The organism is Halomonas sp. S3-1-1 (assembly GCF_023757625.1).
GTDB lineage: Bacteria > Pseudomonadota > Gammaproteobacteria > Pseudomonadales > Halomonadaceae > Vreelandella.
In genome coordinates, this window is record NZ_JALGBZ010000001.1 from 624,799 (window position 1) to 640,668 (window position 15,870).

15 protein-coding genes are annotated in these 15,870 nt (G+C 62.2%); 14 read left to right on the forward strand and 1 reads right to left on the reverse strand.

Annotation, left to right across the window (positions count from 1 at the left end; translation table 11 throughout):
• The first annotated feature begins 1 nt into the window (after window position 1).
• The 7 genes from MQW23_RS03020 to MQW23_RS03050 all read left to right on the forward strand — a co-directional run bounded on the left by MQW23_RS03020 (window position 2) and on the right by MQW23_RS03050 (window position 5,653).
• Window positions 2-676 carry an amino acid ABC transporter permease gene (locus MQW23_RS03020; RefSeq protein ID WP_252106330.1) on the forward strand — a complete coding sequence of 225 codons (675 nt, stop codon included), beginning with the start codon at window positions 2-4 and terminating at the stop codon, window positions 674-676.
• Complete coding sequence (locus MQW23_RS03025) at window positions 673-1,329, forward strand: amino acid ABC transporter permease (protein WP_252106331.1); 657 nt, start codon at window positions 673-675, stop codon at window positions 1,327-1,329. Before MQW23_RS03020 ends, MQW23_RS03025 begins: the two co-directional genes overlap by 4 nt.
• Window positions 1,310-2,038, forward strand: coding sequence for an amino acid ABC transporter ATP-binding protein (locus tag MQW23_RS03030; RefSeq protein ID WP_252106332.1), 729 nt, complete (start codon window positions 1,310-1,312; stop codon window positions 2,036-2,038). Before MQW23_RS03025 ends, MQW23_RS03030 begins: the two co-directional genes overlap by 20 nt.
• Before the next feature lie 139 nt (window positions 2,039-2,177).
• The gene (locus MQW23_RS03035; RefSeq protein WP_252106333.1) at window positions 2,178-2,999 is read left to right on the forward strand and encodes a bifunctional allantoicase/(S)-ureidoglycine aminohydrolase; all 822 of its coding nucleotides are present in this window, start codon (window positions 2,178-2,180) and stop codon (window positions 2,997-2,999) included.
• A 29-nt stretch (window positions 3,000-3,028) separates the two neighbouring features.
• The gene (locus tag MQW23_RS03040; protein ID WP_252106334.1) at window positions 3,029-3,520 is read left to right on the forward strand and encodes an ureidoglycolate lyase; all 492 of its coding nucleotides are present in this window, start codon (window positions 3,029-3,031) and stop codon (window positions 3,518-3,520) included.
• 100 nt (window positions 3,521-3,620) lie between these two features.
• Window positions 3,621-5,111 (forward strand): pyruvate kinase, encoded by a 1,491-nt coding sequence (pyk, locus tag MQW23_RS03045; RefSeq protein WP_252106335.1) that lies wholly within the window; start codon window positions 3,621-3,623, stop codon window positions 5,109-5,111.
• Entirely contained in the window at window positions 5,108-5,653 is a 546-nt protein-coding gene (locus tag MQW23_RS03050) for a DUF192 domain-containing protein (RefSeq protein WP_252106336.1), read from the forward strand. Before pyk ends, MQW23_RS03050 begins: the two co-directional genes overlap by 4 nt.
• A gap of 19 nt (window positions 5,654-5,672) precedes the next feature.
• Here the strand turns inward: MQW23_RS03050 and MQW23_RS03055 are convergent, their stop codons facing one another.
• Window positions 5,673-6,533: a DMT family transporter gene (locus MQW23_RS03055; RefSeq protein ID WP_252106337.1), complete on the reverse strand. Its 861-nt coding sequence runs from the start codon at window positions 6,531-6,533 to the stop codon at window positions 5,673-5,675.
• Between the two features lie 173 nt (window positions 6,534-6,706).
• Between MQW23_RS03055 and MQW23_RS03060 the strand changes: the two genes are divergently transcribed.
• From MQW23_RS03060 to exaC, 7 genes are all read left to right on the forward strand, one after another.
• Window positions 6,707-7,717 (forward strand): DctP family TRAP transporter solute-binding subunit, encoded by a 1,011-nt coding sequence (locus MQW23_RS03060; protein ID WP_252106338.1) that lies wholly within the window; start codon window positions 6,707-6,709, stop codon window positions 7,715-7,717.
• Window positions 7,718-7,770: 53 nt separating this feature from the next.
• Window positions 7,771-8,250: a TRAP transporter small permease gene (locus tag MQW23_RS03065; protein ID WP_252106339.1), complete on the forward strand. Its 480-nt coding sequence runs from the start codon at window positions 7,771-7,773 to the stop codon at window positions 8,248-8,250.
• Window positions 8,240-9,544 carry a TRAP transporter large permease gene (locus tag MQW23_RS03070; RefSeq protein ID WP_252106340.1) on the forward strand — a complete coding sequence of 435 codons (1,305 nt, stop codon included), beginning with the start codon at window positions 8,240-8,242 and terminating at the stop codon, window positions 9,542-9,544. Before MQW23_RS03065 ends, MQW23_RS03070 begins: the two co-directional genes overlap by 11 nt.
• Before the next feature lie 418 nt (window positions 9,545-9,962).
• Window positions 9,963-10,943: a TAXI family TRAP transporter solute-binding subunit gene (locus MQW23_RS03075; protein ID WP_252106341.1), complete on the forward strand. Its 981-nt coding sequence runs from the start codon at window positions 9,963-9,965 to the stop codon at window positions 10,941-10,943.
• A 162-nt stretch (window positions 10,944-11,105) separates the two neighbouring features.
• The gene (locus tag MQW23_RS03080; protein ID WP_252106342.1) at window positions 11,106-13,703 is read left to right on the forward strand and encodes a TRAP transporter permease; all 2,598 of its coding nucleotides are present in this window, start codon (window positions 11,106-11,108) and stop codon (window positions 13,701-13,703) included.
• A gap of 17 nt (window positions 13,704-13,720) precedes the next feature.
• Window positions 13,721-14,149: a universal stress protein gene (locus MQW23_RS03085; protein ID WP_252106343.1), complete on the forward strand. Its 429-nt coding sequence runs from the start codon at window positions 13,721-13,723 to the stop codon at window positions 14,147-14,149.
• A 148-nt stretch (window positions 14,150-14,297) separates the two neighbouring features.
• Window positions 14,298-15,818 (forward strand): acetaldehyde dehydrogenase ExaC, encoded by a 1,521-nt coding sequence (gene exaC, locus MQW23_RS03090; protein WP_252106344.1) that lies wholly within the window; start codon window positions 14,298-14,300, stop codon window positions 15,816-15,818.
• Window positions 15,819-15,870 lie beyond the last annotated feature (52 nt).

The window sequence follows — 15,870 nt, forward strand, 5'->3', positions numbered from 1 at the left end:
CATGGGATCCTTGGATTTTCTCACGCTTTTGCCCTACACCAGCGACTTGCTGAAAGGGCTTCTCACGACGGTCGTATTGACCGTCGTCACCACGCTGGCGGGGATCATGCTCGCCGTAGTGGTAGCTTACTTGAGAGCGCACGGTCAGATTTGGCTTCGCCGCGGGCTAGGCACTTACGTCGAAGTCACTCGGAATACGCCGTTCATCGTGCAGCTTTTTTTCATTTTTTTCGGCCTGCCTGGGCTGGGCATTAAGATCGATGCGATCACTGCGGCGTTCATCGCCATGACACTTAATCTGGCCGCTTACAGCGCCGAGATTCTGCGTGCGGGTATTAGCGCTACGGCCAAAGGACAGCTCGAAGCCGGTCGCGCGCTAGGCATGTCGGCGCTGCAAAGCTATCGCCATATCGTGCTGGTGCCTGCGTTCGCACGGGTTTATCCATCGCTAATCAGTCAAGCGATCATCGTGATGCTCGGCTCGGCGGTAGTATCGCAAATTTCGGTGTTCGATCTGACCTACGCTGCCAACTTCGTTCAGTCGCGTAACTTCAGAAGTTTTGAGGTTTATCTGCTGATTACGCTGGTCTATCTACTACTTGCCTTCGGCCTGCGCCGCGCCTTCATGCTGGTAGGTAGCCGGGTATTCGCTTATCAGCGAGGAGAAACTCGGTGATCGAATTTACCTTTTGGGACATTCTGCGCAATCTTCTGCTGGCAGCGCGCTGGACCGTGGTGCTGTCGCTGATCGCGTTCGCCGGTGGCGCTGTGGTCGGGCTCATCTTGACCTTTCTGCGCTTGTCGAGCCAGCGCTGGCTTCAGTATTTGACGGCGCTGTACGTCGATTTGTTTCAAGGCACGCCGCTTCTGATGCAGCTGTTTTTGATCTTTTTCGGTGCCGCGGCGCTGGGCCAGCCGATTTCCGCTTGGCTTGCCGCCTCCATTGCGCTGACGCTTTTTACCAGCGCATTCTTGTGCGATATCTGGCGCGGCTGTCTGGAAGCGGTCGCCAAGGGGCAGTGGCATGCCGCTCGGGTACTCGGTATGAACTACTACCAGAGCATGCGCCACGTGATTCTGCCACAGGCACTGAGGTTGTCGGTCCCGCCCACGGTGGGGTTTTCGGTCCAGGTCGTTAAAGGCACGGCGCTTGCCTCGATCATCGGTTTCGTCGAGCTGACCAAGGCCGGCACTATGCTCAACAATGCCACTTTCGAGCCCTTCACCATTTTCGCGCTGGTGGCCCTTCTTTATTTTGCGCTCTGCTTCCCTCTGTCCTGCTACGCGCGCTATCTGGAGAAAAAGCTCTATGACGCTGGTTTGCGTTGATAACGTTCATAAAGCCTTTGGCGACCTGCAGGTGCTTAAGGGTATCGACCTCGATGTCGCACAAGGCGAAGTCATTGCCATCATCGGTCGCAGCGGTTCGGGTAAGAGCACGCTTCTGCGCTGTCTCAATCAGTTGGAGCAGCACGACCAAGGGTCTATTACGATTGCGGGAAAGGAGCTCGACGCGGGCTCCATGTCGCCCAAGGCGCTGAGCGAAAACGTCGGGATGGTGTTTCAAAGCTTCAACCTTTTCCCTCATAAAACAGTTGGGGAAAACGTCTGCCTGGCGCCGATCGTGGTGCGCGGTCAAGCGCGTAGTGATGTCGAACCCCTGGCGCGCGAAGTGCTCTCCAAGGTGGGATTGTCCGACAAGTACGACGTCTTCCCGGCCCAGCTTTCCGGTGGTCAACAGCAGCGGGTCGCCATTGCGCGCGCGCTCGCCATGCGCCCCAAGGTATTGCTGTGCGACGAAGTGACTTCGGCGCTCGACCCGGAGCTCGTGGGTGAAGTGCTGCGCGTGCTGGAGGCGCTAGCGGCGGAGGGGATGACGCTGATTCTTGTCACCCACGAGATGGGCTTCGCCCGAGACGTCGCCGACCGCGTAGTCTTCATGCACCAAGGGCGCATTCACGAGCAGGGCGTACCGGCCGAGCTGTTCGCCGAGCCGAAAACCCCCGAACTCAAGCAGTTCATCTCCGCTGTGCTTTAAATTTTCATACCCTCGATAAACGGCACTGAAGGCGACAACTTTTAAGCGCGCAGGCTGGAGGTGCCCGAACGCTTCACTACGGCGAGCAAATCTTGTATACAAGATGAGTTCGCCGTTTTCCTGTTAAAAAGAGTCAACAATGTCCAATAACTACTACGCCCCCAAGGGCGGCCATCCGCCGCAAACTCAGCTCACTGCCGACCGGGCGGTGTTCACCGAGGCGTTTGCCCTGATCCCGAAAGGGGTGATGCGCGATATCGTGACCAGCAACCTGCCGTTTTGGGAAAGCACCCGGGCCTGGGTGCTGGCGCGCCCGCTGTCGGGCTTCGCCGAAACGTTCTCGCAGTACATCATGGAAGTACAGCCGGATGGCGGCAGCGACAAGCCCGAGCTCGACCCGAAAGCCGAAGGCGTGCTGTTCGTGGTCGAAGGCGAGCTCACGCTGACCCTCGAAGGCGAGCGCCACGTCATGGCGCCCGGCGGCTACGCCTTCATTCCGCCGGCCAGCAGTTGGCAGGTGCGCAACGAGACCCGGGAGCCGGTGCGCTTTCACTGGATTCGCAAGGCATACGAGTATGTCGAGGGGATCGACGTGCCCAACGCGTTTGTGACCAACGAGCAGGAGATCCTGCCCAATGAGATGCCGGGCACCGACGGGCGCTGGTCGACCACCCGTTTCGTCGACCCGGCGGATATCCGCCACGACATGCACGTAACCATCGTCAATTTCCAGCCCGGCGGCGTCATTCCCTTCGACGAAACTCACGTCATGGAGCACGGCCTCTACGTGCTGGAAGGCAAGGCGGTGTATCACCTGAACCAGCAGTGGGTCGAGGTGGAAGCTGGCGATTTCATGTGGCTGCGCGCCTTCTGCCCGCAGGCCTGCTACGCCGGTGGCCCGGGCCCGTTTCGCTACCTGCTGTACAAGGATGTGAACCGCCACGCGGCGCTCAAGTTTTAATTCATCCGCCCCGGCTAAAGGAGCCCGATATGCTCGAACTGACCGCCGCGCCGCTGACCGCGGAAACCTTCGCCCCGTTTGGCGAGGTGATCGACGCCCGAACGTCGCCCTCGTTTGCGATCAACGCCGGGCGCACCCAGCGCCACCACGACCTGGCGCGGGTACAAACCCTTGGCGAGAACGCCCACACGTTGATCAATATTTTCGTCAGCCAGCCGGTGACGCTGCCGCTAAAGCTCACCTTTCTGGAGCGCCACCCCCAGGGCAGCCAGGCCTTTATGCCGCTGCACGGCGAGCGCTTTATCGTCGTGGTGGCACCCAAGGGTGAAACGATCGACCCGCATGATGTGCGCGCGTTCGTGACCGACGGCCGCCAGGGGGTGAACTACGCTGCGGGCACCTGGCACGCGATCAACTCGGTACTGACCCAAGAAGGCGAGTTCCTGGTGGTCGACCGGGGCGGGGAGGGCGATAACTGCGACGAATTTGCCCTCGATATCGTCGTGAGTCTTGATGAATAGCCCCGATGACCAGCCCCGACGAATAGCTGCGGGGCGTTTGGCTGTTCGTCACATTAATTTGCTAAGCTGTTAGCCAACTTCACCACCGAACAGGACTTCCATGAGCCAGCGCACTGCACCGCCCATTCGCCGTACCAAGATCGTCGCCACGCTCGGCCCCGCCAGCGACCGGGAAGGCGTTCTCGAAGCCATGTTGAAGGCGGGGGTGGACGTGGTGCGCCTCAACTTCTCCCACGGCACCGCCGACGATCACCGCGCCCGGCTGACGCGCGTGCGCGATATCGCCGCGCGGCTGGGTCGAAGCGTGGCTGCCCTTGGCGATTTGCAGGGCCCGAAGATTCGCATAGCGCGCTTCAAGGAAGGCAAAGTTGTGCTCCAGGAGGGCCAGTCCTTCGTGCTCGATATGGCGATGGACAGCGACGCCGGCGACGCGGACCGGGTGGGCTGCGATTACAAGACGCTTGCCCAGGACGTGGCGACCGGCGACCGGCTACTGCTCGATGACGGCCGCGTGGTGCTCGATGTCACCCGTGTCGAGGGCCAGCAGGTGCATACCGAGGTCGTGGTCGGCGGCAAGCTCTCCAACCACAAGGGCATCAACAAGCAGGGCGGCGGGCTCTCGGCGCCGGCGCTGACCGATAAGGACAAGGAAGATCTCAAGACCGCCGTGGAGATCGGCGTCGATTATCTGGCGATCTCGTTTCCGCGCTCGGCCGCGGACATGCAGGAAGCCCGGCGTCTGCTGGGTGACGAGGGCGCCGAGATCGGCCTGGTCGCCAAGGTGGAGCGCGCCGAGGCGGTGGCGGATGAGGCCACGCTCGACGGCATCATCGAGGCCTCGGAAGCGGTGATGGTCGCTCGCGGCGATCTGGGCGTGGAGATCGGCGACGCCAAACTTGTTGGCGTGCAAAAGCGCATGATCAAGCGCGCCCGCACGCTCAACCGCGCGGTGATCACCGCTACGCAAATGATGGAAAGCATGATCGCCGCACCGCTTCCGACCCGCGCTGAGGTGTTCGACGTGGCCAACGCCGTGCTCGATGGCAGCGATGCGGTGATGCTCTCGGCCGAAACCGCCGCCGGCGACTACCCGGTCGAAACCATCGAAGCGATGGCGCGCGTGTGTCTGGGCGCCGAGCGCGAGCGCACCGTTCAGGAGTCTGGCCACCGCATCCACGAAGGCTTCACCCAAGCCGACGAGACCATCGCACTTTCGGCGATGTACGCCGCTAACCATATGAAAGGCGTGGTCGGGATCGCCTGCATGACCGCCTCTGGCTATACGCCGCTAATCGCCTCGCGCATCAGCTCCGGTCTTCCGATCGTGGGCCTGGCCCACAACCCGGTCGCCCAGCGGCGCATGGCGCTTTACCGCGGGGTGGTTTCGCTGCCGTTCGATACCTCACAGATGAGCGCGACCGAGCTCAACGACCGCGCGCTCGAGATGCTGGTCAGCCACGGAGTGGCAAGTCCCGGCGATCACGTCATCCTGACGCGCGGCGATCACATGAACGCCCACGGCGGCACCAATACCATGAAGGTGATGTCGATCACTGACGAGCATGCGCGTACTAACGGGAGCGCCTCATGAACCTGTCGCGTCGTAAGCTCATCAAGGCCGCGCTGGGGGCGGCGCTCGTCGCCGGCGTGGCTGCCCCCGCCCTCAACGTCTTCGCCGCCGAGCCCGACACCGCGAAAGCGGCGGCAGAGGAGGCCGGGACGCTTCCGCTAACCATTCACACCGAGCAGGGCCCGCACCGCCTGGATGTCGAAGTGGCGGAGACGATCTCGCAGCGCCAGAAAGGGCTAATGGGGCGCGAGCATCTGCCTGAGGAGCGCGGCATGCTGTTTCGCTTCGAGCGTGAGCAGCCCGCGGGCAACGCCTTCTGGATGTTCCATACGCTGATCGCGCTGGATATCGCCTTTATCGACGGTGAGGGGCGGATCGTGGCGATCAACACCATGCCGCCATGTGAGTCCGAGGCTGCCCGCGAGTGTCCGGCCTATCCGGCGGGCGCGGCGTTCACTTCGGCGCTTGAGGTCAACGCTGGCTACTTCGAGGCGCGCGGTATTGAGGTGGGCGACTGCGTTTCTGTGCCGGCGCTGGCCGGTTTCTGCCGGCCCGACGCCTGATCGACCGCCCGGCGAGGTTTTAAGGCGCCGGGCGGCGCTTTTGGAAACGCAGCAGAATCAATCCCACCCCGGCGACCACCAAGCCGCCGCCGGCAAGCTTGTGCACGCCCAGGGGGTCGCCCATCAACAGTGCTCCCAGCCCTACCGCCAGCACCGGTACCAATAGCGTCATCGGCACCACCTTGTTGACCGGGTGGCGGCGTAGCAGCGCGTACCAGATGCCGTAGGCGAGAATCGACGACATCACCGCGGTGTAAAACACTGCCCCCCAGCCGGCGAGCCCTGCCGCGCGAATGGCCTGCCACTGCCCGCTCTCAAAGAGCCAGGAGCCGAGCGCGACCTGGGGCACTGCGAACAGCGCGATCCAGCCCGCCAGCGCCAGCGGTGCGATGTTTGGGCCGCGCTTGATCAAAAGCTGCGACACGGCCCAACCCAGCGCGCTCAACAGCAGAATGCCCAGCGGCAGCGGAGCGGGCAGCGTGGGGCCACCCGCCAGCACCACCACGCCGGCAAACGATAGCAGCAGTCCCGCCAGCCGCTTCGGCCCCAGCTTCTCCTTGAGAAAGATGACCGCCAGAATCGTCGCAAACGGCGTGCCCATCTGTACCAAAAGCGCCCCGGTGCCCGCCTCGGACTGGCCCAAACCGATGAACAGCATGGCAAAGTGCAGCGTGCCGAAGGTGACGGATAACAGCAGCAGAAACGGCAGTTGGGCGCGCGGCACCGGGTAGAAGGGCACCAGAATGAGCGCCACCAGCGCAAAGCGCAGCGTGGTCATGAAAAGCGGCGGGAGTTCCGCCACGCCGACCTTGATGACGACGATATTGAGCGCCCAGATGGCAATGACCAGAAGGCCCAGAAGTAAATCGCGTAGCGGCACGGCAGTGTCCTGTCGTTGAAAAGAGGGTGATTAAAAGAGGCTTCACCATCATAACAGCCCGGCTCTCTTCCCTTCGCCCTTCAAGTGCCTACAATAGGCGAGGCGCTGCGTGGGCCAACGACCGCCGCGCCTCGTTCACATCCCCTATAAAAACCAGATAAAAAGGAATCCTCATGACGCTGACACGCCACCTCTCCCGCGCAGGCCTGGGCCTGACCGGTGCCGCGCTTTTGACGCTGGCCGTTTCCGCCCAGGCGCGCGAGCTTTCCGTTTCTACGGTGCTATCCGACGCCTTCCCCTGGGGGCAGGCAGCAGAAAAGTGGGCCGAACTTTTGGAAGAGCGCAGCGACGGCGAGCTGACGCTGCGGGTTTACCCCAACTCGCAGCTGGTCTCCGGTGATCAGACCCGCGAGTTCTCCGCCATGCGCTCCGGGCTGATCGACGCCGCGGTAGGCTCGACCATCAACTGGTCGCCCCAGGTGCCAGAGCTCAATCTGTTCTCGCTGCCGTTTTTCATCCCCGATGTCGCCGCCGTCGACGCCGTGACCCAGGGTGAGGCGGGGGAGATGGTGTTCGAGGCGATCGAGTCTCGCGGCATCGTGCCGCTGGCCTGGGGGGAGAACGGCTTTCGCCAGGTTTCCAACTCCAGTGGCCCGATCAGCGCCCCGGACGACCTCGACGGGCTGAAGATCCGCGTGGTCGGCTCGCCGCTGTTCCAGGACACCTTTGCCGCGCTCGGCGCCGACCCGACCCAGATGAGCTGGACTGACGCCCAGCCCGCGCTGACCACCGGCGCCGTCGACGGCCAGGAGAACCCGCTGTCGGTGTTCGACGCCGCGCGTATCGACCAGGTCGGCCAGGAGTACCTGACGCTCTGGAATTACATGAATGACCCGCTGATCTTCGCGGTCAACCAGCAGGTGTGGAGCTCACTCAGCGAAGAGGAGCAAACCATGCTGCGCGAAACTGCCCAAGAGGCCGGTGCCTGGGAAATCGATATGACCCGCGAGCAGGAGAGCGAGCGTTTGGCGGCGATCGAGGAGCGCGGCGTCACCGTCACCGAGCTAAGCGATGACGAGTACCAGGCGTTTCGCGAGGCGACCCAAAACGTCATGGAAAAATGGGCGCCGCGCATCGGCGAGGAGCTCATGGAGTCGGCGCAGTCGGCCATCGATGCGCGCTAAGCGCCTGATCCGCTACCGGCTGTAGCCGGTAGCGCTACCCTTTAGAGGCTACCATGCAAGAATTTTCCGATGCGCGCCTCGAGCGTTGGCTGGGCTCGCTATCGTTGATCGTCATTTCGCTCATCAGCCAGGGTAACGTGGTAACGCGCTACCTGACCGGCGGCTCGTTCTCATTTACCGAAGAGTTTTCCGTATTTTTGCTGGTGGTGCTGACCTTTGCCGGCGCCAGCGTGGCACTCCGGCGCAACCGTCATATTCGTATCAGCTTTCTCGAGCGCATGCTGCCCGAAAAATGGCGCGGCGCGCTGATTCTGTTTCAGGGCGCCTGCGGGCTGCTGGTGCTGGCGCTGATCACCTGGTACGGCGGCAAGCTCGCCTTTCAGGAGTATCAGTGGGAGTCGCTCTCGCCCGGGCTTGGCCTGCCCCAGTGGTGGTATCTGGTGTGGCTGCCGGTGCTCTCGGCGCTGATGCTTTGGCGCCTCGTACAGCAGACCCGCGAGCGGCTGAGTGGGAGGCTGCGCGATGACCCCTGATATCTGGATGCTGCTCGCCTTCGCCGGGCTCCTGATCGCCGGGGTGCCGGTGGCCTTTTCGCTGGCGCTGGCGGGCTCGGTCGGCATCGTCACTGGGCTCTCGCCGGATATGCTGGCAACGCTTGGCACCAACACCTACAACAGCATCGCCAAGTACCCGCTGATCGCCATTCCGCTGTTCATTTTGACCGGGCTGATCTTCGAGCGCTCCGGCGTGGCGCTGCGCCTGGTGCGCTTCGCTCAGGCGCTAATTGGCCCGCGCCACGGCGGCCTGGCGCTAGTGGCGGTGCTAGTGTGCATGATCATGGGCGGCATGTCCGGCTCAGGGCCTGCCGACGCCGCGGCGGTGGCGATGGTAATGCTGCCGAGCATGACGAAAGCGGGCTACCCCAAGCCGTTTTCCGCCACGCTGATCGCGGCGTCCGCCTCCACCGCAATTCTGATTCCGCCGTCGGTGGCGCTGATTCTCTACTCGATCGTGGTGCCCGGCGTGGATCTTCGCGCGCTGTTCGCCGCCGGGCTCTTCCCCGGCATTCTGGCGGGGCTTTCGCTGCTGATACCAGCGATGCTGCTGGCCAAACGCTACGGCTGGGAGGGCAGCACGCCCGAGAGCGACGCCGAGCGCCTAAGCGTGGGCGCGGCGTTCAAACAGGCGCTGCCGGCGCTGTTCGCCCCGGTTTTGATTCTCGGCGGGCTGCGCTCGGGGCTGTTCACGCCGACCGAGGCGGCGGTGGTCGCGGTCGCCTACGGCACTCTGGTTGGGCTCTTTCTCACCCGAGAGCTCTCACTCAAGGATCTCTGGGCGCTTTTGGGCGAGGCGGCGATCATCTCTGGCGTAGTGATGCTGATCATCGCGCTGGCCGGCGTGTTCGCCTGGGCCGGCACCATGCTCGGTACCTTCCGCCACCTGGCGGAGTGGATGATCGGGTTGACCGACAACGGCGCGCTGCTGCTGGTACTGGTAATGCTGGCGGTGCTGATCGCCGGGATGCTACTCGATGCCATTTCGATCTATTTGATCCTGATGCCGATTCTGATTCCGGTCATGCAGCACTTCGAGTGGAACCCGGTGTGGTTCGGCATTTTACTGGCCATGAACATCGCCATTGGTCAGTTCACCCCGCCGGTGGCGGTGAATTTGATGGTCACTACGGAAGTGGCGAAGATCCGCCTCGAGCACACGCTGGGGTGGGCGCTGGTATTCGTTGCCGCCATGGCCTGCGCGATGGCCATCGTGGCGCTGTTTCCCGGTATAGCGCTTTGGCTGCCGACGGTGCTTGGCTACAACGTATGACGCGGCGTCAGCGCTTGGAAACGCTAGCGTTTAAAATGCGCGCGGCGCTAAACGTGCGTTTGTAAGCAGACTTCATATACTCAGTGAAAGCGCTGGCTAAAAGAATTTCAGGCGCTAAAAGCCAACGCAAGGGGCTGCGCCTGGTGGAATGTGTGGGGCGCACGGGGTAGGCGCTGGTCGAGGCCGCCCGCGCTCTTTTTTCGCCAAGTCGTTATTTTTTCGCTAAAGTAAACGAGCCTCGGCCGCAAAACGGCAGAGTGACTGCAAAGAGTTAAACGATTGACGCTCAAGCGTTTTGAACGGAAACACTCAGGGGACCCCGAACGGGTGGTTCAACGCGCACAGTGTCATGTAAGACGATGCTCATAAAAGACGATCTCACTCAAGACGATCTCATAAAAGACAACGAGGTGTGCCCATGAAGCGCCATGTATTTTCGACCGCTGCCTTTTCAGGCGCGCTGATTGCCGCGGCAAGCTTTGCAAGCCCGGCGGTTGCCCAGGAACGCTACATCACCATCGGTACCGGCGGTCAGACCGGCGTTTACTACGTCGTCGGCCAGTCGGTGTGCCGCATGGTCAACCGCGGCAGCGAAGAGCACAACATTCGCTGTAACGCGCCGTCCACCGGCGGCTCGGTCGCCAACGTCAACGGCATGAAAAACGGCGACCTGGACATGGGCGTCGTGCAGTCCGACGTGCAGTACCGCGCTTACAATGGCGAAGCCAACTTCGAAGAAGAGGGTCCGTGGGAAGACATGCGCGCCGTGTTCACCATGCACGGCGAGCCGCTCACCGTGGTCGCCCGTGCCGACGCTGGTATCGAGAACATCAGCGATTTCCCGGGTAAGCGTGTGAACATCGGTAACCCCGGTTCTGGTCAGCGCAACACCATGGACGTCGTCATGGACGCCTTTGGTTGGGACGAAGATACCTTCGCGCTCGCCTCTCAGCTCGACGCCGCCGAACAGGCCGCCGCGCTTTCCGACAACAACATCGACGCCATGGTTTACGTCGTCGGCCACCCCAACGGCTCCATCCAGGAAGCGACCACCACCATTGATGCCAAGCTGGTCTCGGTCACCGGTGACGAGATCGATGGGCTGATCGAAGAGTATCCGTACTACACCCGCTCCGTGATTCCGGGTGGTCTGTACCGCGGCAATGACGAAGACGTCGAAACCTTCGGCGTGGCGGCGACCTTCGTCTCCTCCACCAACGTCGACGAAGACGTGATCTACGAAACCGTGAAGGCCGTGTTCGAGAACTTCGACCGCTTCAAGCGCCTGCACCCGGCGTTCGAGAACCTGAACGAAGAAGACATGATCTCCGATGGCCTGACCGCGCCGCTGCACGCCGGCGCCGAGCGCTACTACCGTGAGCGCGGCTGGATCGAGTGAGCCGACAAGCGCTAGGCGGTAGGTACCGATAGCGCCTTGAGAAGACGATAAGCGCGGGCGCCATGGGTGTCCGCGCTTTCGTTGGAAGCGACGTTATACATCACGTCGAAAGCGTCGCTTAAGGCGCGATCGACCGGCGCGGATCTTGAAAAGGACAAGCGTATGCAAGACGAAAAAACAGCCTTGAGCACCGCGCAGCACGACCTGGACGATATGGTCGCTGCAAGCGATACCGGCGCGCGCAAACCTCTAGGGGCGCCGGGCAAGCTTTTGGTGGGTATTGCCGCCGTCTGGTCGGTGTTCCAGCTTTGGATCGCCTCGCCGCTGCCTTACATGCTGGGGTTTGGCGTGTTCAGCGCGACCGAAGCGCGCTCGATCCACCTGGCCTTTGCGCTCTTTCTGGCCTTTATGGCCTACCCGGCGCTCAAGCGCTCGCCGCGCGACCGCGTGCCGCTGCAGGACTGGGCGTTCGCCGCCGTGGCCGCGTTCTGCGGCGCTTATCTGTTCATCTTCTATGACGACCTTGCCACCCGAGCCGGGCGCCCGATCACCCAGGATATCGTGGTCGGCGTGGTGGGCATCGTCATGCTGCTGGAGGCGACCCGGCGCGCGCTCGGCCCACCCTTGATGGTGGTGGCGGCGATATTTATCGCCTATTCGCTTTTTGGCCCTTACATGCCCGGCATTCTCGCCCACCGCGGCGTCAGCCTGGGTGGGTTGATCAACCACCAGTGGCTAGGCACCCAAGGTGTGTTCGGTATCGCGCTGGGGGTATCGACCAGCTTCGTGTTCCTGTTCGTACTGTTTGGCGCGCTGCTCGATAAAGCGGGCGCCGGCAACTATTTCATCAAGGTGGCCTTCTCGATGCTGGGCCACTTCAAGGGCGGCCCGGCCAAGGCGGCCGTTGTAGCCTCGGGTATGACCGGCCTGATTTCCGGCTCCTCCATTGCCAATACCGTCACCACCGGTACCTTCACCATCCCGATGATGAAGCGGGTCGGTTTTAGCGCCGAGAAGGCCGGGGCGGTGGAAGTGTCGTCATCGGTCAACGGTCAGATCATGCCGCCGGTCATGGGCGCGGCGGCGTTTTTGATGGTCGAGTACGTGGGCATCTCCTACGTCGAGGTCATCAAGCACGCCTTTCTGCCGGCGCTGATTTCCTATATCGCGCTGATCTACATCGTACACCTGGAAGCGCTGAAGGCGGACATGCGGGGCCTGCCCTCGGGCAACCCGCCGCGCCCGCTTTTGAACAAGGTGATCGGCTTTTTGACCGGGCTTCTACTGTTGATGGCGCTCTCCATCGGCGTCTATTACGGGCTGGGTTGGCTCAAGCCGGTCCTGGGCGAGGCGACGCCTTGGGTCGTGTCGGTAGGGCTGGCGGTGATCTATATCGGCCTTTTGAAGATCGGCGCTCAATACCCGGAGCTCGAGGTCGACGACCCCAACCAGGCGGTAGTGAAACTGCCGCAAACCCGGCCGACGGTGATGGTGGGGCTGCACTACATTCTGCCGGTCGTCGTGCTGGTGTGGTGTCTGATGGTCGAGCGCCTGTCTCCCGGGCTTTCGGCGTTCTGGGCGACGGTGTTCATGATTTTCATCATGGTCACTCAGCGCCCGATCATCGCGCTCTTTAGAGGCCGCAGTCAGATGGCCACCGATATCAAGGAGGGCCTGTGGGATCTGTGGGACGGCCTGGTGACCGGTGCGCGCAACATGATCGGCATCGGTATCGCCACCGCCACGGCGGGCATCGTGGTCGGTGCCGTCTCGCAAACCGGCGTGGGCCTGGTACTGGCGGACGTGGTCGAGATTCTCTCCGGCGGCAACCTGATGGTAATTTTGCTGCTGACCGCGGTGCTGAGTTTGATTCTCGGCATGGGGCTTCCCACCACCGCCAACTACATCGTGGTCTCGGCCTTGATGGCGCCAGTGATCGTGATGCTCGGCCAGCAGAACGGGCTGATCGTGCCGCTGATCGCCGTGCATCTGTTCGTGTTCTATTTCGGTATCATGGCGGACGTCACGCCGCCGGTGGGGCTGGCCTCCTTTGCCGCGGCGGCGGTCTCCGGGGGCGATCCGATCCGCACCGGCTTCCAAGCGTTCTACTACAGCCTGCGTACCGCCGCGCTGCCGTTTCTGTTCATCTTCAATACCGACCTGCTCCTGATCGATGTCACCGTGGCCCAGGGGATCGTGGTCTTCATCGTTGCGACCATCGCCATGCTGATCTTCGCGGCCGGCACTCAGGGGTACTTCATTACCCGCAACCGCTGGTACGAGTCGATCCTGCTGCTGCTGGTCGCGTTCACGCTGTTCCGCCCGGGCTTCTGGATGGATCGACTCCACGACCCCTACGCCTCGATCCCGCCGGCACAGTTCGCCGAGGCGTTGGAGCGAGTCGATGAAGGCAGCAACCTGCGTATTCAGATCGCCGGCGAAGACGCCTTTGGCGCGCCGTTGACCACCTACATGCTAATACCGGTACCGGATGGTGAAACCGGCGAAGAGCGCATGGAGAACCTGGGGTTAGAACTCTACACCGACGGCGATCAGACGCTGGTGGACATGGTCGAGTTCGGAAGCCCCGCAGCGGATCTGGGTCTCGATTTCGATCAGGAGATCATCGAGGTGCTGGCCCCGGTGGATCGCTGGACGAAAGAGTGGATGTGGCTGCCGGCGCTGGGGCTGTTCGCGCTGGTCGTACTGCTGCAGCGCGGCCGTCGGCGAAAGGATGAGCCGACAACCGCGGCGACGTAAAACGTCAGGAGACTGCCATGTATCAGAAAATTCTGCTGCCCGTGGATCTCAACGAAGAGAGCTCGTGGAAGAAGGCGCTGCCGGTGGCCGTAACGCTGTGTCAGACCTTTGGCGCGTCGCTGCATCTGGTGAGCGTGCTGCCGGAGTTCAAGATGCCGATGGTCGGGGCGTACTTTCCGAAAAACTTTTCGCAAAAGGCCCACGAGGGGATGAAGGAGGCCCAAGCCGCCTTCATCGATGAGCACGTGCCGAGCGATATTCCGACCCAAAGCGTGATCATCGACGGCTCGCCTTGGGAGGCGATCATCAAGGTCGGCAAGAAGATCGACGCTGACTTGATCGTCATGGCCTCGCACACCAAGCGCAAATTCGCCGATTACGTGCTCGGTCCCAACGCCGAGCACGTGGTGCACCACGCGAAAATCTCGGTAATGATCGTGCGCTAAAGCATGCGTTTCACGCAGTAAGGCGGCTTCGGCCGCCTTTTTTTGTGCCAGTGACGGCAACTGCGACGTTTGGCTAATGTCGTTCCCGCGCCGGGTGACCAACACTGAGCGAGCGGTTTCAAACACCATAATGCTTAGGAGCCTTACCATGATCTACGCCAATCCGGGCGACAGCGGCGCCGTCGTCACTTTCGAAAAGCGTTACGGCAACTACATCGGCGGCGAATTCGTGGCGCCGGTAAAAGGTGAGTACTTCGACAATCTCAGCCCGGTCAACGGCCAGGTGTTCTGCGAGATTCCCCGTTCGAGCGCCGAGGATCTGGAAAAGGCGCTCGACGCCGCCCACAAGGCCGCCCCCGCCTGGGGCAAGACCTCCGCCGCCGAGCGCAGCAACATTTTGCTCAAGATGGCGGATCGCATCGAGCAGAACCTGGAGCTTCTGGCGGTGGCGGAGACCTGGGACAACGGCAAGGCGGTACGCGAGACCCTGAACGCCGACATTCCGCTGGCCATCGATCACTTTCGCTACTTCGCCGGCTGCATCCGCTCCCAGGAAGGAAGTGCGGCGGACATCGACGCCAACACCGTCTCCTACCATTTCCACGAGCCGCTGGGCGTGGTGGGGCAGATCATTCCCTGGAACTTCCCCATTCTCATGGCGGTGTGGAAACTGGCGCCTGCGCTTGCCGCCGGTAACTGCGTGGTGCTGAAGCCCGCCGAACAGACCCCGGCCTCCATTCTCGAAGTGATGAAGATCGTCGGCGACCTGCTGCCGCCGGGCGTGGTCAACATCGTCAACGGCTTTGGTGAGGAGATCGGCCAGAGCCTTGCCACGAGCAAACGCATCGCCAAGATCGCCTTCACCGGCTCCACTCCGGTGGGCTCGCACATTTTGAAGTGCGCCGCCGAGAACATCATTCCCTCCACGGTGGAGCTTGGCGGCAAGTCGCCGAACATCTACTTCGCCGACATCATGAACGCCGAGCCGAGCTTCGTCGACAAGGCCGTCGAAGGCCTCGTGCTGGCGTTTTTGAACCAGGGCGAGGTCTGCACCTGCCCGTCGCGCGCGCTGGTGCAAGAGAGCATGTACGACGAGTTCATGGCGAAGGTGCTCGAGCGCACCAAGGCGATCAAGCGCGGCAACCCGCTGGATACCGATGTGCAGGTGGGCGCCCAGGCATCGCAAGAGCAGTTCGACAAGATCATGTCCTACATGGACGTCGCCCGCGAAGAGGGCGCGGAGTTCCTCACCGGCGGCAACAAGGCGAGCCTCGACGATGACTACGACAGCGGCTACTACATCGAGCCGACGATTCTGAAAGGCAACAACAAGATGCGCATCTTCCAGGAGGAGATCTTCGGCCCGGTGGTGTCGGTCACCACCTTCAAGGACGAAGAAGAGGCGCTGGCGATCGCCAATGACACCGAGTTCGGCCTCGGCGCCGGGGTGTGGAGCCGCGATATCAACGTGGCGTTTCGCATGGGCCGCGGCATTCAGGCCGGGCGCGTATGGACCAACTGCTACCACCAGTACCCGGCCCACGCGGCCTTCGGCGGCTACAAGAAGTCCGGCGTCGGCCGCGAAACCCACAAGATGGCGCTCGAACACTACCAGCAGACCAAGAACCTGCTGGTGAGCTACGACGTCAACCCGATGGGCTTTTTCTAAACCGCCCGCTGCACTTTCGAAACACAGCGACCCGGCCACTGGCCGGGTTTTT

What these genes read in the sequence shown, in the direction of transcription:
- MQW23_RS03050 (WP_252106336.1), top strand. Translation starts at nt 5,108, where the DNA reads ATGAACCTGTCGCGTCGTAAGCTCATCAAGGCCGCGCTGGGGGCGGCG.
- MQW23_RS03060 (WP_252106338.1), top strand. Translation starts at nt 6,707, where the DNA reads ATGACGCTGACACGCCACCTCTCCCGCGCAGGCCTGGGCCTGACCGGT.
- MQW23_RS03035 (WP_252106333.1), top strand. Translation starts at nt 2,178, where the DNA reads ATGTCCAATAACTACTACGCCCCCAAGGGCGGCCATCCGCCGCAAACT.
- MQW23_RS03085 (WP_252106343.1), top strand. Translation starts at nt 13,721, where the DNA reads ATGTATCAGAAAATTCTGCTGCCCGTGGATCTCAACGAAGAGAGCTCG.
- MQW23_RS03080 (WP_252106342.1), top strand. Translation starts at nt 11,106, where the DNA reads ATGCAAGACGAAAAAACAGCCTTGAGCACCGCGCAGCACGACCTGGAC.
- MQW23_RS03075 (WP_252106341.1), top strand. Translation starts at nt 9,963, where the DNA reads ATGAAGCGCCATGTATTTTCGACCGCTGCCTTTTCAGGCGCGCTGATT.
- MQW23_RS03070 (WP_252106340.1), top strand. Translation starts at nt 8,240, where the DNA reads ATGACCCCTGATATCTGGATGCTGCTCGCCTTCGCCGGGCTCCTGATC.
- MQW23_RS03040 (WP_252106334.1), top strand. Translation starts at nt 3,029, where the DNA reads ATGCTCGAACTGACCGCCGCGCCGCTGACCGCGGAAACCTTCGCCCCG.
- MQW23_RS03065 (WP_252106339.1), top strand. Translation starts at nt 7,771, where the DNA reads ATGCAAGAATTTTCCGATGCGCGCCTCGAGCGTTGGCTGGGCTCGCTA.
- MQW23_RS03020 (WP_252106330.1), top strand. Translation starts at nt 2, where the DNA reads ATGGGATCCTTGGATTTTCTCACGCTTTTGCCCTACACCAGCGACTTG.
- exaC (WP_252106344.1), top strand. Translation starts at nt 14,298, where the DNA reads ATGATCTACGCCAATCCGGGCGACAGCGGCGCCGTCGTCACTTTCGAA.
- pyk (WP_252106335.1), top strand. Translation starts at nt 3,621, where the DNA reads ATGAGCCAGCGCACTGCACCGCCCATTCGCCGTACCAAGATCGTCGCC.
- MQW23_RS03030 (WP_252106332.1), top strand. Translation starts at nt 1,310, where the DNA reads ATGACGCTGGTTTGCGTTGATAACGTTCATAAAGCCTTTGGCGACCTG.